The organism is Algoriphagus ratkowskyi (genome assembly GCF_002150505.1).
GTDB lineage: Bacteria > Bacteroidota > Bacteroidia > Cytophagales > Cyclobacteriaceae > Algoriphagus > Algoriphagus ratkowskyi.
Genome location: NZ_MSSV01000024.1, coordinates 1 through 16,484, shown reverse-complemented (window position 1 = coordinate 16,484; position 16,484 = coordinate 1). Strand labels below are relative to the sequence as shown.

The 16,484-nt window shown below is 39.2% G+C and carries 14 protein-coding genes; 4 read left to right on the top strand and 10 right to left on the bottom strand.

The window, feature by feature from the left end; genetic code table 11:
* Positions 1–19: 19 nt before the first annotated feature.
* Both BVH02_RS18575 and BVH02_RS18570 read right to left on the bottom strand, forming a co-directional pair.
* The gene (locus tag BVH02_RS18575) at positions 20–2,407 is read right to left on the bottom strand and encodes an endonuclease MutS2 (RefSeq protein WP_086502972.1); all 2,388 of its coding nucleotides are present in this window, start codon (positions 2,405–2,407) and stop codon (positions 20–22) included.
* Positions 2,407–2,679: a DUF4296 domain-containing protein gene (locus BVH02_RS18570; RefSeq protein ID WP_240507458.1), complete on the bottom strand. Its 273-nt coding sequence runs from the start codon at positions 2,677–2,679 to the stop codon at positions 2,407–2,409. Before BVH02_RS18570 ends, BVH02_RS18575 begins: the two co-directional genes overlap by 1 nt.
* Before the next feature lie 184 nt (positions 2,680–2,863).
* Here BVH02_RS18570 and BVH02_RS18565 point away from each other — a divergent pair, with 184 nt between their 5' ends.
* The 4 genes from BVH02_RS18565 (at position 2,864) to hemN (ending at position 7,416) form a co-directional block, all read left to right on the top strand.
* The gene (locus BVH02_RS18565; RefSeq protein WP_086502970.1) at positions 2,864–3,742 is read left to right on the top strand and encodes a DUF58 domain-containing protein; all 879 of its coding nucleotides are present in this window, start codon (positions 2,864–2,866) and stop codon (positions 3,740–3,742) included.
* On the top strand, positions 3,735–4,631 hold the full coding sequence (locus BVH02_RS18560; RefSeq protein WP_086502969.1) for a hypothetical protein: 897 nt from the start codon (positions 3,735–3,737) through the stop codon (positions 4,629–4,631). Before BVH02_RS18565 ends, BVH02_RS18560 begins: the two co-directional genes overlap by 8 nt.
* Complete coding sequence (locus tag BVH02_RS18555; protein ID WP_086502968.1) at positions 4,612–5,655, top strand: vWA domain-containing protein; 1,044 nt, start codon at positions 4,612–4,614, stop codon at positions 5,653–5,655. The genes BVH02_RS18560 and BVH02_RS18555 overlap by 20 nt, the downstream gene beginning before the upstream one ends.
* A gap of 402 nt (positions 5,656–6,057) precedes the next feature.
* Positions 6,058–7,416 (top strand): oxygen-independent coproporphyrinogen III oxidase, encoded by a 1,359-nt coding sequence (gene hemN, locus BVH02_RS18550; RefSeq protein ID WP_086502967.1) that lies wholly within the window; start codon positions 6,058–6,060, stop codon positions 7,414–7,416.
* Here the strand turns inward: hemN and BVH02_RS18545 are convergent.
* The 8 genes from BVH02_RS18545 to BVH02_RS18510 are packed head-to-tail and all read right to left on the bottom strand — an operon-like array spanning position 7,413 to position 15,895.
* Positions 7,413–8,114 (bottom strand): sulfite exporter TauE/SafE family protein, encoded by a 702-nt coding sequence (locus BVH02_RS18545; protein WP_086502966.1) that lies wholly within the window; start codon positions 8,112–8,114, stop codon positions 7,413–7,415. The two genes, hemN and BVH02_RS18545, sit on opposite strands and share 4 nt — an antisense overlap.
* Before the next feature lies 1 nt (position 8,115).
* Positions 8,116–8,541, bottom strand: a complete 426-nt coding sequence (locus tag BVH02_RS18540; protein ID WP_086502965.1) for a FixH family protein — start codon at positions 8,539–8,541, stop codon at positions 8,116–8,118.
* Between the two features lie 24 nt (positions 8,542–8,565).
* Complete coding sequence (gene ccoG, locus BVH02_RS18535; protein WP_086502964.1) at positions 8,566–9,978, bottom strand: cytochrome c oxidase accessory protein CcoG; 1,413 nt, start codon at positions 9,976–9,978, stop codon at positions 8,566–8,568.
* A gap of 52 nt (positions 9,979–10,030) precedes the next feature.
* Entirely contained in the window at positions 10,031–10,963 is a 933-nt protein-coding gene (locus BVH02_RS18530) for a cbb3-type cytochrome c oxidase N-terminal domain-containing protein (protein WP_086502963.1), read from the bottom strand.
* On the bottom strand, positions 10,960–11,121 hold the full coding sequence (locus tag BVH02_RS18525) for a cbb3-type cytochrome c oxidase subunit 3 (protein WP_317045441.1): 162 nt from the start codon (positions 11,119–11,121) through the stop codon (positions 10,960–10,962). The genes BVH02_RS18530 and BVH02_RS18525 overlap by 4 nt, the downstream gene beginning before the upstream one ends.
* Positions 11,122–11,156: 35 nt before the next feature.
* A complete protein-coding gene (gene ccoN / locus BVH02_RS18520; protein ID WP_086502961.1) occupies positions 11,157–13,283 on the bottom strand; it encodes a cytochrome-c oxidase, cbb3-type subunit I in 2,127 nt (708 codons plus the stop codon).
* Positions 13,276–13,467 (bottom strand): cbb3-type cytochrome oxidase assembly protein CcoS, encoded by a 192-nt coding sequence (gene ccoS / locus BVH02_RS18515; RefSeq protein WP_086502960.1) that lies wholly within the window; start codon positions 13,465–13,467, stop codon positions 13,276–13,278. Before ccoS ends, ccoN begins: the two co-directional genes overlap by 8 nt.
* A gap of 1 nt (position 13,468) precedes the next feature.
* Positions 13,469–15,895, bottom strand: coding sequence for a heavy metal translocating P-type ATPase (locus BVH02_RS18510; RefSeq protein ID WP_086502959.1), 2,427 nt, complete (start codon positions 15,893–15,895; stop codon positions 13,469–13,471).
* Between the last annotated feature and the right edge of the window lie 589 nt (positions 15,896–16,484).

Sequence of the window (16,484 nt, the reverse complement as noted above, 5' to 3'; positions counted from 1 at the left end):
ATCGTTTCCCTTTTTTATTCTATTTCAACGTCACCAGCGTAACTCCTGCTCCGCCGCGGTCTGCATGCTCATCTTCCATGTGCCGAACTTGACTCATGTCTCTCAGGAAATTTCGCGTCAAATCCCTCAGAATCCCATTCCCCTTACCGTGAACAATTCTCAGATCTTTCAAACCGAGCATGTACCCTTCATCTACAAATGATTGGATCAAAAACAGTATCTCTTCACCACGCATTCCTCTTAGGTCAAGATTAGGTGAGTAATCCATCATCTTTTCGTTGGTATTATAGCCGCTTCTGGAGATAGCTGCTTTCTTCTCTTTTTTGACTTCTCCTTGGGAGATTTTCTCTAGTCGAGAAAGCTTCACTTTTGATTTGAGCTCACCGATAGATATTTCTAACTCGTTTCCTTTAAGCTGGAGCACCTCCGCTATAGCTCCATTATCTTTTACTCTTACCCAATCACCGATAGCAATCTTCCCACCCAATACCTTAATTTCAGGGCTTTTAATGATATTTTTTTCAGGCTTAACCTTCTCCTTAAATTCCTCCAAATCTTTTCGAACAAGCTTAGTAGCTTCTTTCTCCGCTTTCCCCTCCTTAATTTCACGAATTGCGGATTCTATCTTCTTATTAGCCTGATCTAGCAATTGCTTAGCCTCTAGCTTGGCTTCTTGGAGATAGCGCTTTTTGGTGGACTCCATCGTTTCCTTCAATTCATTGTATTCCTGAAGGCGAGTTTTTAGAAGTCTCTCTTTAGCTTTTACATCTGCCAATAATGTCGCGTATTGGTTTTTCTCATTTTCTACTTGTGTGAGGAGTCTATCGTAGCGCACTCGTTCTTCTCCAATCTGCCCTTTAGCATACTCCAGGATCTCTTTTGGGATGCCGATTTTCGAAGCTATCTCCAATGCAAATGAAGAACCAGGCTTGCCTATTTCAAGCTGATAAAGAGGCTCTAGTTTATCCACATCATAGCGCATAGCCCCATTCACCATTCCCTGATTTTTATTAGCGATTTGCTTCAGGTTGCCATAGTGAGTGGTGATTACACCGTAGGCTCCCAGTTTGTTCAGTGCCAATAGAATAGATTCGGCAATAGCACCTCCGAATTGCGGCTCCGTTCCGGTACCGAATTCGTCTATGAATAGAATGGTTTTCTTATTGGCAAAAAGTGAGAAATGCTTCATGCTCATCAAATGTGAGCTATAGGTACTTAGGTCATTTTCTAAGTTTTGCTCATCGCCTATATCGATAAAGAAATTATCAAAAAGCGAGCTCTTGGAATCAGGGTGAACAGGGATTAATATTCCGCATTGAAGCATGTACTGCAGCAGAGCCACTGTCTTCAAGGTAACTGACTTCCCACCGGCATTTGGCCCAGAGATAACTAGCAATCTCTCATGTCCGCTAAGTTTGACATCTAGCGGTACAATTTTTTTTCCTTGGGACTTAAGCGCAATATCCAGAATCGGATGTCTAGCCTTTGTCCAAGTTAGTTGTCTTTCCTTGGTGATTTCTGGTCTACAACTATCCGTCTTTTGTGCAAACTTTGCTTTGGCACGAATAAAGTCCATCAAGCCGAGAAAATTGGTTGCCTTTCGTAGAGCTGGTATGGCGGGTCTGATCCGATCTGTTAATTGTGTCAGAATCTTAATGATCTCCCTACGCTCCATGTATTCAAGGTCACGGATCTCATTATTGATATCCAATGCTTCTTCAGGCTCCATGAATACCGTCTGTCCAGTCGCAGATTCATCGTGAATAAACCCACGAAGTTTACGTTTATTCTCAGCAGCGATGGGTATCACCAATCTCCCAGAGCGAACAGTGATCGCAGAGTCTTCTGTAGTAAGTCCCTTTGCACGGGCTTCTTTGAACACGCGATCCATGACTTTGCGCAAGCGCCCTTCTTCGTAAATAATCTGACTACGGATGAGTTGTAGATCCTTGCTTGCATTACTTCGCATCTTACCCTTTTCATCGATAATCAGCTCAATTGATTTGAGCAAACTCATATCAAGATCCATCAACAAACCAAGTAATTGACTCAGAACAGGATAGTCCTCTCCTCTTTTCTGAAAAAAAGAAATACAACTTCTCAGCGTGTCCAGCGAAAGTTTAATTTCATAGAAATCCTCTACATCAAGAAAGGAGTTCTCAAGTTTGGCTTTCTCTAAATACGGATTGAGGTTTGTAAAATTGGATGAGGGAAAAAGCTCACCAGAAATTAGAATCTGACGAAACTCTTCTGTCTGATCAAGTAATTTGGTCACCAAATTAAAATCAGAAGAAAATGCTAGACGATCGACATACTGCATTCCAAGGAGAGAAGTACACTCTACTTTAAGCAGTTCTTTGATCTTTATGAAATTTATTTTTTGTTCGAGATTGCTTGGGTACAGCATTAGAATTGGTCTAAAGTTCCGCCAGAGGACTCTCTAACCATGAGAGAATCGACTACACGAGAATAAATCTGCTCCATTTCGGCAGGATCGCGGAGGTAATACAACATGCTTTGAGTAAAAACTGAATCACTCACTTCATGTTTAAGAAAAACGTCTTTTTCAAGCAAACTATATAGCACCCGAGAAGAATCGTAGGCAACAGGCATAGCACTCGTAAGTCCTTCAGTAAGATGGATATCTATCAGAACTTCTACCATTTTGTCTTCTGCCAATAAACCGGATGGTTTATTGGCAGAATTACAACTAGCAAAAGAAAGCAAGCAAAAACTTAGTAGCAGAAATATTTTCACAGGTCAAAATTAGGTTTTTTTAACGGAAATTCTTCCCACTCTTCATGTAACTGAAATTTTATAATTCAGCTTAGAAGCATAACTTAGGCCGTTCAAATCATCCTTCATGAACGAATTATTCAAAAAGCTTAGAAAATACGAAGTTATGATCCGAAAGGTGGCCAACAATCACCTTCAGGGAGAATATCAGTCGCTTTTCAAAGGATCAGGGCTGGAGTTTGATGATCTACGCCCCTACCAGTATGGAGATGACATTCGTACGATTGAGTGGAAAGTATCTGCTAAAGGACACGGGACTTTTGTCAAAACGTTTCGTGAAGAAAAAGAACAGTCAGTTTTTTTTCTTCTAGACATCAGCGGAAGCCAGGATATTGGTCAGCCAGGAAATAAGAAAATAGATCAAGGAAAAATTATCGCTGGAGTTTTAATCCTTGCGGCAGTATTTGATGGAAGTCAGGTAGGATTAATTAGCTATTCTGATCAAAAAGAAAAACTTATTCTACCCTCAAAAGGCAGTAAGCAAGGAGTGAAAATGATCCGAGGAATTTTCGATCATCAGAATAATTCTTTAAAAACCGATCTTAACGCCCTGTTCATGTTTGCCCTGAACCTCATTAAGAGGCGGGCCGTGATTGTAATCATTTCGGATTTCATAGACGAAGGATACGAGCGTCCTTTCAGAGCGCTTGCAGAGCGTCATGATGTGGTTGCTATCCAACTCACCGACCCACGCGAATCAGCGCTTCCTTCTTTGGGAATTATCCCGGTTTTTGATAAAGAAAAAGGTAAAACTACCTGGGTAAACACCGCCTTTGGAAGCTTTTCTAAAAAAATAGCAGATACCTTTACCTCCGAGCGAGAGCATCTAAAAGATGTTTGTAAAAAGAATCAAATAAACTATCTCACTATCGATACCACCCAAGATATCGTAGGCCCACTCCTTGAGCTATTTAAATACCGAAACAAAAGCATGAAACGTGGCTAAGACGCTCAAACTCTTTTTATTAGTATTCATTCCCTTTCTGAGCAATGCGCAGCAGATCACTGTGAATGGATATTTTATGCAGGATTCCGCAAAACTAGGTGAGCGCGTAGGCTATGTGCTCAAAGCATCGTATCCTGAATCCAAGCAGCTTGTGTTCCCGGATTCTACCTTTGATTTCTCCCCATTGGTATTACTGGAAAAGAAAACATTCATTTCATTCACCAAAGACAGTGTCACACAGGATAGCACGATCTATTACTTATCCAATTTCTCACTAGACCCAAGTTCATTCTTGACCTTGCCCGTTTATGAGTTGGCGCGATACGACAGCGTAGTGCATTATCCTTTGGAAGCCGAACTAAAGCTGGAACTTACCTTAGACAGTATTCCTGAGGAGTTGGTGTTTCAGGAAAATAACATTTACCAGCCAATTGAAAAGTCGCTCAACTGGATAATCTTGGGCATAATACTCGGCGGAGTATTACTTTTACTTGGTACACTCTACTTGCTTTTTGCCAAAAGAATTCAAGAGTTTTGGAAGGAAAGAAGAGAAAAAAGACGATGGGAATTATTCGAAAAAAGATGGAAAACCCAAACTGCACTTCTCACAGAGAACCCAACCATTGAATCAGCTGATGAAGTTATTGGCCTATGGAAAGGGTATATGGAAAGCATCACCGCTATGCCTGTGAAAGAATGGACTTCTAGTGAAATAGGTGAACAAATGGAAGATCTTGAGATCTTTAAAGCGCTACGCACGATCGACATGATTATCTATGCAGGAAAATCATCGAAAAGTGAAGAAGCTACATCTTATCTACTAGAGGTAGCGAAACGCAATTATCAGGAAAAACAAACCAAAATCACACATGAGAGAGCAGCTGTCTGAATTCTTTAGCTGGTCGTGGTTTTTACCTGAGACCTTCAAAACTTATGAATGGGATAACCCGATCTTATTGAACTTGATCTGGTTAATACCACTTCTCATACTTTTCAGATTTTTTGTGAAATTTCTGAAAAACCCGGTTCTGGAACTTTCCCTACCAAATCGAATAGCAAATAATAATCCATGGACGTATCTACGTCTTTTGCCAGCAGGTTTTTTCTATCTCTTTTTGATCCTAATGGTTGTAGCCTTAGCGCGCCCGCAACGGAGTAATGAGCGTGTAGAACAATTCACAGAGGGTATTGATATTATGCTTGTATTGGATATCTCCGAATCCATGGACCTACAAGACTTCACTCCTAACCGCCTCGAAGCTGCAAAGGAAACAGCCATTGAATTCATAAATGGACGCGTGGGAGACCGCATAGGAATGGTTGTATTCGCCGGTGAAGCTTATTCCTTAGCTCCTCTAACCAACGATTATGAATTACTCACAGATCTTGTGAAAGAGATTTCATTTAGTATGATGGAAGCAAAAGGAACTGCGATAGGCTCGGCATTGGCTGCAGGAACCAACCGAATGAAAGAATCTGAATCAACCTCTAAAGTGATGATCTTGTTAAGTGATGGTGAGAGCAATGCTGGAAATGTTGACCCGCTTTTTGCAGCGAACCTTGCTTCCGCACTGGACATTAAGATCTACACAATTGCTATGGGCAAAGACGGTCTAGTTCCTTATGGAACAGATTTTTTTGGAAGACCTCAAATGGTAGAAAGTTACCTAGATGAATCAACACTGCGCGAAATTGCTAAAATCGGTAACGGTGAGTTTTTCAGAGCGGCAGACGGTGGGACGCTGGCATCGATTTTTGAAAGAATTGACACCCTTGAGAAAACAGAGGTAATCGAAAACCGCTATAAGGAAACTGCTGATTACTATCGTGTCTATATGTTTTGGGGATTGATGCTCTTCTTTATTTGGTTAGGGTTGAAAAGTAGTTTTCTCAATAACTTCTTGCTCGACTAGCCCAGTATTAGACCTTCACTTTTCCCAAGTCGCTAAACCTAAAATAAACGTAACATCTTGTTATCAACATAATTAATGCTTAGGTCTGCACCAATTTAATCGCTTTTTGACCTAGTTGATCATAAACATTTATCCTTACGCTGCCTGTAATCAATGCAACTCTACCTAAAAATTCTAGCCATTTTCAGGTAGAAATGTGCGTAACACCAATCAAGTTAATTCTGCAAATCAAATAGTTTACTAGTTGTCCTTTTCCCAGTCAATTTGAGATCAGGATTTGAATTCTAATACTAATCCAATTTTCTATTTTCTAGACCAAAAATGATTTTTGTCAGATTCCTGAATGGCTTGTATCATCCATCCTTTCTTAAATAGTTTCGACTTTTGGGTAAAGAAAAATTTATGTCTGATACTAGCTCTTTGATCCAGAAATACAACATTCCTGCTCCTAGATATACATCTTATCCTACAGTTCCTCTCTGGGAAAACAACTTGGAGAACTTTCAATGGCATGATCTTGTAAGCAAGGCATTCCAGGATTTCGGTAAGGAAGAAGGAATTTCCATTTACATACATTTGCCCTTTTGCGAAAGCTTATGCACCTATTGTGGCTGCAACAAAAGGATTACCAAAAACAACGCCGTTAAAGACCCATACATTCAGGCGCTGTTAGCTGAATGGGCTCAATACAAAGAGATTTTCAATGGAAGTCCAAAGATTGCTGGGATTCATCTCGGGGGAGGCACACCGACATTTTTTGAGCCATCTTATCTCAAGTATTTGATAGAAACGATCCTTGAGGATGCAGAAATAAACCCTAATGCTGAGTTTAGCTTTGAAGGGCATCCTAACAATACAACTTATGAGCATCTTAAAACCCTAAATGATTTGGGTTTTAATCGGGTGAGTTATGGTATTCAGGATTTTGATGTTCAAGTACAAACTGCCATTCATCGTATTCAGCCTTTTGAAAAAGTCAAATACGCCACCGATTCTGCACGTATATTGGGCTATACTTCTATCAATTATGATCTGATCTTTGGGCTACCACATCAAACTCTGCAGACCATGGAAGCTACCTTCAGAAAGGTGCAAGAATTAAGACCAGAACGTATTGCATTTTATAGCTATGCGCATTTGCCTAGTGCGTTTCCTTCACAGAAGAGCTTCGAGAGTTTTCTTCCCACTGCAACAGAGAAAACTGAATTATATGAATTTGGACGAGCTCTTTTGGTAGAAATGGGTTATGAGGAAGTGGGGATGGATCACTTTGCTCTCCCAAATGATGCTCTTACTTTAGCCAAAAATGATGGAGTCCTGCACAGAAATTTTATGGGCTACACCACTTTGCCTTCAAAAATCCTCATAGGACTAGGTGCGAGCAGTATCAATGATATCTATTATGCCTATGCTCAAAATGAAAAAAGTATAGGAAAATATGAGGCATTGGTCAATCAAAATATTTTTGCTATTCAAAAAGGTCATGTACTTACCGAATTGGATATTTCTACACGACAGGTAATCTTGGATCTAATCTGCAAAAAACAAGCAGTGATCCCTTTAGAAATTTCTGAGAAATTATCAGAAAATCAGATCGATTCTTTGAAAGAAATGGAGAAAGACGGGTTAATTACCACCACAAAAAACCAAATTCTAGTTTCTGAAATTGGCATGAAAGTCATTAGGAACGTATGTTCTCAGCTTGATCTAAGGCTGGGAAATAATGAAGCAAAAAAATCACTATTCAGTAAGACTATCTAGCGGCACATAGTGATTTCTACCTGCTCGCTGCCATAATCAAAAACCACTAACTCGGGGCTGTAAAACATGCCTAAGCCTAATCCTCGGAAAATAAATAATAAGCCAATAAATGCTCCCAAATAAGGGATCGCTTTTTGGAATTTCTGTCTTACTGATACAGGAATCAAATTACCTGAATACATCAGTGTAAGTAATAAAGGAATGGTCCCTATTCCAAAAAAGAACATATAAGTAGCGCCAAGAATAGGGCTTTGTAGTGCTAAAGCTGCAACCAGCGCCATGTATACCATGCCACATGGCAGTAATCCATTAGCTAGACCAGTTGCGAAAAAAGCAAAAGATCCTCCGGCCTTTAAAAATCGGCTAAGCTGTCTTTTCACCCAAATTACAATGCCAGAAAGTGCTGGAATAGCCAGGAATTGATCTGCTCGCTTATACATAAGCGCAAAGATCAAAATCATTACACCCATGGCAATTGAAAGCCCTTGCTGAACGCCTGCCAGTGATAATGAAAACCCGATACTTCCTACGATTAGACCCAGCAAAGCATAGGTGACACTTCTGCCCAAATTATAGAGAATCTTATTGGAAAAATAAGATCTATTCCCATTCCCTCCTACAGCCAATGCAATCGGACCACACATTCCTACGCAATGGAATGACCCTAGAAACCCCAACAAAAAGGCTGTCCATAACATTTTAAATGGTGATTTTTTTCTCCTGATAATGACTGACTCCGTTTTCAAACCAATTGAGTTGAATCTTCCAATAACCACTTTTCAAGTCTTTCAAAGCTACTTCTGTCTTCCCCGAATGAGTGACATCAACCTTTATTAGCTGATCCAAAGAAGAGTCAGAAGGTCTGAAAAGTTGCAAAGAACCTACTGTTCCAAAAGGAAGATCCAATGCTATCATCTTGGAAGGCGCATCATATGAAATCACCTCTCTATTAAGTTCTATCGCAGAATTGGACTGATCAATTCTGTTTTGATACTTAATCTCTTCCTCATAATAATTCTCTGTAACCAGTTCAATACCATCCATCCGAACCGATATTACAACCAATGTCATAATCAACGTAACAAAGGCTATAATTGTAAGTAGTATTCCCTTTCCCCAATCCATAATTTCTTTAGTTAAATACTCAACTTACTTAATTGGTGCCGTAAAATTAGTGCTGATATGATCTATTTCCTCTCCTAAATGAAGAACAGATAGTTCTACCTTTTCTTGATTGACTTTGATTTCGTCTTGTTTCCTGACAAGAAAGAATCTTCCCTCAAATTTAGTCTGAGGTTCTAGCACCCAGTTTTGCTCCCCGAGGATTTCCACGCTCATTCCTTCTGCTAGTGACTTCAGAGAAACCTCCTGTGGTTCATATGTTTTATTGATCAAGGTAATCTGATAAAGATTAGTTACCATACCATCTTCTCTTTCTTGATAAGTCATTCCAGGGAATCTCGTAACGGTAGCTGTTATATCCTCACGTGTGGCTAATAGCGCAATAAATGCAGCTACCAACAAAGTAAGTATTACCATATAAATCTTCACTCTTTTGGTAAGCAGTTTTTCAAAACCTTGTTTGATACTATTTTCTGATGCATATCGAATCAAACCTACAGGTCTATCGACTTTGATCATTACCTCATCGCAAGCATCTATACATGCTGTACAGTTCACACATTCCATCTGAATCCCGTTGCGAATATCTATCCCTGTAGGACATACCTGAACACAAAGATTACAATCTACACAGTCACCTTTATCCACATTTTCTACGGGACTTTTTCGAATCGGAGCACGAGGCTCGCCTCGAACATAATCGTACATTACATTGATGGAATTATTATCCAACATCACTCCCTGAAGTCGACCATACGGACAAACTACCAGGCATGCTTGCTCACGAAACCAGGTGAATATAAACATGAAAATACCTGAAAACGCTATAAGCCCCACGAAGCCAGTCAAATGAGCAGACGGTGGCGAAGAGACGATCTTTATCACTTCATCTATTCCGATCAAATAAGCCATGACCAAATGCCCGATCATAAGCGATATCAGAGCGAAAATGGTAATCTTAGCTGTTTTCTTTATGATCTTTTCCTGATTCCAAGGTTGTGCATCCAAAGCTCTTTGTTGATTAGCATCCCCTTCTATCGCATATTCAATTTTTCTAAAAACCATCTCCATAAACAGTGTCTGAGGGCAAGCCCAGCCACACCAGACCCTACCAAAAGCTACAGTAAAGAGTATGATAAAGACAAAGAAGATTAGTAACAGGAAAATGAGCAGATAGGTATCCTGGGGCCAGAATACGGCTCCAAAAATGATGAATTTCCGCTCGAAAATATTAAACAAAAGCCAAGGCCTTCCATCGACTTTAATGAATGGACCAGCAAATAATATGGCTAATAAAATCCACGAAAAGTAAGTTCTGTATTTGTAAAAATAACCCTTTACCTTCTTGGGATAAACCCAGTTCCGCTTCCCATCGTCTTGAACAGTGGCAAGTGCATCTCTGAATGAATCAGGACTTAAATGTGGATTTTTCTTGGCCATTATAGAAGACTATTTTTCTGCCGAGAATATTGAAATTCTCGGCAGAGTTAATTTATTCAGCAATTACTTTGGTAACAGCTGTACTGTCCGCTGGCTCAACCGATTCTACCGATGGCGCAGCCTCACTTTTTCCTGTATACAACTCACCTTGGGCTTCCTTAGCGACTGCAGGAGTTGTCCCTTGCATACTAAGGATATAGCTTGAGACATCCTGGATTTCCGTTGGACTCAGCTGATCTTCCCATGGAACCATACCTTTGGCAATCACACCATATTTCACAACTGTGAACACGTCCTTAATATCTCCCCCGTGTAGCCAATATTGATCTGTGAGATTTGGCCCAATTCCACCACCCAAATCGGCAGCATGACACGCTGCGCAATTAGAATCGTAAATGGTTTTGCCAGTGCTAATAGCTGCAGCAGAATTATCTAACTCTACATTCGTTTCATCAATTGATGCTAAAGAACTTACTCCACGTGCTTCCGCCTCTACAGCAGCAATTCGAATCTCTTCTTCATATTCTTCTATACCAGTCATACCAAAGCCTAAAACAGTATAATAGCCGAAATAAACAACAGCAATAATAATTGTCCCTGAGAAAACATACTGTAGCCAGGGAGGCATAAAGTTGTCGAGTTCTTGGATCCCATCATAGGAATGGTCTTCCATCAGCTTACCTGATGACTGTTCTTCTTCAATATCTCCCGTTACAAAGCGTTCTTTGAAAGAATCCCACCAACTTGGCTCATCAGCCAATTCAGGATTTTCTTTACGAAAAACTGCTGAAATAAATGACATCAAATAAATAATAAGTATTAAGAGAAGTACAATTACACCTATTACGACTCCTATGATTATTAAAAGGGCCAATTGATTTGAGTCCAAAGCTCCTAATCCTTCCGTCACAGAATCAGTCTGTCCCAGAACTGGAGTTGAAAACAAAAGACCACATAACGCTAAGAAGGTTAAGTATTTTTTCATGGCTGGTTTTCTGTTAATTCGTTGTCATCATCCATAGGCAATGCGCTCATATGATCCACATATTCCTTTGATGCTCTCATTGCCCAAATCGTAATCCCTATAAAAAACAGGATAAATATAATTAAAGAGATAATCGGGAATATCTCTACGTTTTCCATTGACCTTAATACATCTTTGTACATGATTTTTCCGATTAATTAGTGGATGAAACTTTAATATCAGTACCTAAACGCTGAAGATAGGCGATCAACGCAACTATTTCTGTTTCAGGCATAACTGCAATTCCAGCATCCTTCAAGTTATCAGCAATCTTAACTGCCTGCGCTTTCAAGTCAGCCGATGCTTGCTCGTCATATCCCTCAGGATAGGGAACTCCTAACTTTTGCATTGTTCTGATTTTAGCTGGCAAATCAGAATAGTCTAGTTCAGTTGTTGTCAGCCACGGATATGGTGGCATCAGTGAGCCTGGAGACATACTTCGAGGATCTTCCATATGGAAATAATGCCAGCTATCCGGGTACTTTCCGCCTACTCGATGAAGGTCTGGACCTGTTCTCTTAGATCCCCACAGGAATGGACGATCATAAACAAATTCTCCAGCTTTGGAGTACTCTCCATATCGCTCCGTCTCAAATCTGAACGGGCGAATCATCTGAGAGTGACAGCCTACACAACCATTATTTATGTAAATATCTCGTCCTTCAAGCTCCAATGCTGTATAAGGTTTTACCGAGCTGATAGTCGGTACATTTGACTTCACCAAAATAGTCGGTACTATTTCTACGACACCACCTATTAAAATAGCTACTGTAGCCAATATGGAGAAGAAAACAGGTTTTCTTTCCCATGCCCTATGCCAGAATTCGCCTTTAGGATTGTAATTCTTTGCTAATGCAGGAGCAGAGTCCTCCTCAGTAGCTACGAAAGTACCTTGCTGTGCTGTTTTATACATGTTGTACATCATCAGGATCGCACCACTTAGGTACATCAATCCACCTAATGCTCTTAACATATACATGGGTACTAATTCTACTACCGTCTGTAGGAAGTTACCATAAGCTAATTTCCCCATCTCATCAAATTCCCTCAACATCAAGAACTGTGTCAATGCAGCTACATACATTGGCAATGCATAGAATATTATTCCCATCACTCCAAGCCAGAAGTGCGTGTTAGCAAGTTTGGTAGAAAAGATGGTTGTTTTAAATAATCTTGGCCACATCCAATACAGCATTCCAAAGGTCAAGAAGCCGTTCCAACCCAATCCACCTATGTGTACGTGAGCAATAATCCAGTCGGTATAGTGAGCAATTGCGCTGACATTCTTAAATGAAAGCATAGGGCCTTCGAAAGTAGCCATACCATATGCGGTGATTGCTACTACCATAAATTTCAATACAGGATCATTCGTTACTTTATCCCAAGCTCCGCGCAAAGTCAACAAACCGTTTACCATACCACCCCATGATGGAGCCAAAAGCATCACCGAGAAAACCGTCCCAAGTACTTGAGCCCATTCTGGAAGTGAGGTGTAAAGCAAGTGGTGAGGCCCTGCCCACATGTAAAGAAAAATCAGAGACCAAAAGTGAACTATTGAAAGTTTATAAGAATACACAGGTCTATTGGCAGCTTTTGGAAGGAAATAGTACATCAATCCCAAGAAAGGTGTAGTCAAGAAAAATGCTACTGCATTATGACCATACCACCATTGTACTAATGCATCCTGAACACCTGCATAAGCAGAGTAACTTTTAAACAATGAAACTGGTAAACCCAACGAATTCACAATATGCAAGACAGCTACCGTGATAAATGATGCCAGGTAAAACCAAATAGCTACATACATGTGACGTTCTCTACGTGTGAGAATAGTACCAATCATGTTTACTCCAAATGCTACCCAGACAATCGCTATGGCAATATCAATAGGCCATTCTAATTCCGCATATTCCTTAGAAGAAGTGAAGCCCAAAGGCAAAGTCACTACTGCCGCTATGATAATCAATTGCCAGCCATAAAAATGGAACCAACTGAGTGATTTATTCCACATTGGTGCCTTCAGCAACCTAGGCATAGAATAATACACCCCTGCAAAAATGGCATTACCTACAAATGCAAAAATTACAGCATTTGTATGGAGTGGTCTTATTCGCCCAAATGTTGTATAGGGGTTACCTAAATTGGCTTCAGGTAAGAAAAGCTGTGTGGCCGCGAGCAAGCCGACTAGCATCCCTATTACGCCCCAGATAATAGTAGCAGCTCCAAAATATTTGACAATTTTGTTGTCATATTGGAACCTCTCCAGAGTAGTGTCATTCATAGGATTTCGGTTTGGTTGGTTGATTTTTTTTAGTTGATTTTTTCGTAGAATTCTCAAAAAGAATCCTGACTGAAGGTGTATAATTATCGTCAAATTGACCGCTTTTCATCGCTTTGAAGAATAAAAACAGAAAGGAACCTGCCAATAAAAGACTGATTGCGATTAATAGAAATATTACTTCCATACTAAATTAGTTTTGAAGTGAACAAGCCTTTTTTCCAGGCAATAAAATTGGTGCTCAGTGTAGTAAAAATAACCACGGACACACTACTTAGTGGCATTAGAATAGCACATATTACTGGACTTAACAGCCCTTGAACTGCAAGCGTAATTCCAACAACATTGTACATCAAACTCAAGACAAAACTTACTTTAATAATAAGCCGACTAGATTTCGCAAAACTTAAAAAATTAGGAATCATTCCAAATACTTCTGAATCCAAAATGGCATCACTAGCTGGAGAGAAATGACTAACTCGATCTGAAATAGCAACACCAACTTCACTCTCTAATAAAGCTCCAGCATCATTTAATCCATCTCCAATCATCATAGTATGTCGAGTAGTGTTCAAACCCTTTAAATAAGCCAGCTTATCACTTGGACTTTGTTTGAAGTTATACTTGATACTAGCTCCTAGCTTTTCCTCCAAATAAAATTGCTCATGAGAAAAATCACCAGACAAGATATGTAGATCATAATCCGCATTAAGTTGGGATACAACTTCCGTGGCCTTTTCCCGAAGTCCAGATTCGATTAGGAAATATCCAAGTTCCTGACCTTCTACTGTCAAGCAGACTACATTACCATTTAAGTTTTTAATGATACCTGTAAAACCGGTAAACTCACTAGACCCTAATCTGAATTGTTGATTTTTGAAAACAGCTTGGATCCCTGCTCCTTTTAGCTCTTCTATTTGATCAATAACTGCGCTTGTTTGATTTTGCAGCCATTGATTGATTCTATTGCTTAGTGGGTGAGTGGATCTTTCAACCATGGATTTTAAAATTGCCCGAGTTTCATCTGAAAGGACCTCTCCATAGTAGCTGATCATCGCATTCGCGGGGTCTGTCAACGTACCTGTTTTGTCAAAAACAACTGTATCTATCAATGCAAGCCGTTCTACAACAGTAACGTTCTTTAAGTAAAAACGACTCTTGCCAAAGATTCGTAGTGTGTTTCCCAAAGTAAATGGTGTGGACATAGCAAGAGCACAAGGACAAGCCACAATAAGTACAGTGGCAAACACTTTAATAGCTATAGACAAATCTGTGATTGCCCAAAATAAAAATCCAGCCACGGCAATAATTAGCACAGACCAAGTAAAGACAGCACTGATTTTAGTAGATAATGGCTGAAGTAAACGATCTTTACTTTTTTCAGAAGAGTCATTGTTCCACAAATCAGTAAGATATCCCTGAGAAGGAGACTTTTGAATAGTTACTAAAATTGCATCACCTTTCTGTCGTCCACCAGCATAGATCAATTCTCCTTTTTGCCTAGGTACAGGGACTTCCTCTCCAGTAACGAAACTGTAATCAATATTAGCTTTAGAACTTAGTAAAATAGAGTCTGCAGGTATCAATTCCTCATCTCTTACTTTAATAACATCGCCAACTTGGAGTTTCGCAAGTGGAATAACATCTTCATGATTCTTAACTATTTTAGTGACAGCAATTGGGAAATACGATTTATAATCCCGATCAAACTCCAGTGTAGAGAAAGTTTTTTGTTGATAAATTTTACCTAAAAGCAAGAAAAACAAAAGTCCCCCTAGACTATCCATGTAGCCTGAGCGCTGAAAAGCAAATATTTCCCAAAGTGAATAAACAAAAAGTGCGATGATGCCGAGTACAATCGGAACATCCATGTTGATTTTTTTCTGCGCTAATGAATTCCATGCAGAACGATAATAGTCACTAGCTGAGTAAACGACTACTGGAAATGCAAGAATTACATTTAAATAACTGAATAAGCCACGAAAGGAAGAATCTATTAACTCAGCTTCAGAGAAATATTCAGGAATGCTGAACATCATCATATTTCCAAAGCAAAATCCAGCTACTGCGAGTCGTTGGATTAAGCGCTTGTCCAGCCCTGGACTTTGTTTTTTATCAAGATCAGATAGACTAATATTAGGCTCATACCCTATGGCAGCAAGTAGACTGACTAATTCTTTTATGCTAAGCTTATCATTAAGAATTTTAATCTGAACCTTCTTTTTGATAAAATCTACGCGACTATAAAAAACTCCAGAATGCATCTGATGAAGATTTTCAAGAAGCCATATACAAGAGGCGCAATGAATTATAGGGATATAAAAGGTAAGATGACTTTCAGTGTCATCTCGAAAATCAACCAAACGAAGTGCAGTTTCTGCATCATCTAGGTAATTGAATCTATTTTCAGGACGTTTATTGGTTTTTAGACTTTCTCCAGGATGATTAGAAATTTCATAGTAATTACAAAGTTCATTTTCCGTAAGGACCTCATAAACGAGCCTACATCCATGACAGCAAAAGTTTTGCTCATCTATTATGATCTCCACGTCTTCACAATCCTCACCACAGTGAAAACAAGTAATAACCTTATATGCTGATAGACCTGAATTCATTAATATTAATCTTACTATCCTTATTAATCACAATGAAAACAATGTTTAAATCGTAATTAAGAGGGAATTATAGGGCACAGAACATAACTAGTTTCGCAGTTTTATTTTTAGTAATTAACGATACTTTAATGACAGTTCCCTCTCATTTGAATACTCAAAACTACATGAGGAAAACTTGTTAGTAATTGAGATAAATCTTAGATAAAACTGACAAAAATCATGTTTTAAATACAAAATTAACTTTTGCAACTATTGTGCAGAAGGCATTACTATGAAATACTAGCATATTGAAAAATAACTATGAATATAAATAAACTAAAGACTCTAAAAATACACTATTGCCTATTAACTGATAAGCCACTACGAACAACAATGGTGTAAACAAGTAGCAATAGGAACTTTCTTCTACCATGGTCAATTGCCTGGTTGAATTAATATTTCCAATAAACTATTAATCTTCCAGTGATGAGATATTCCCATTATCCTATCAGTAACCTAGAAAGTAATGTTTAATATGCGTATAAAAAGTCATAAAACCGAAAGCATGTAGGTATCAAGGCTTTATTGGGTGATGTAGAACAGTTCCTGG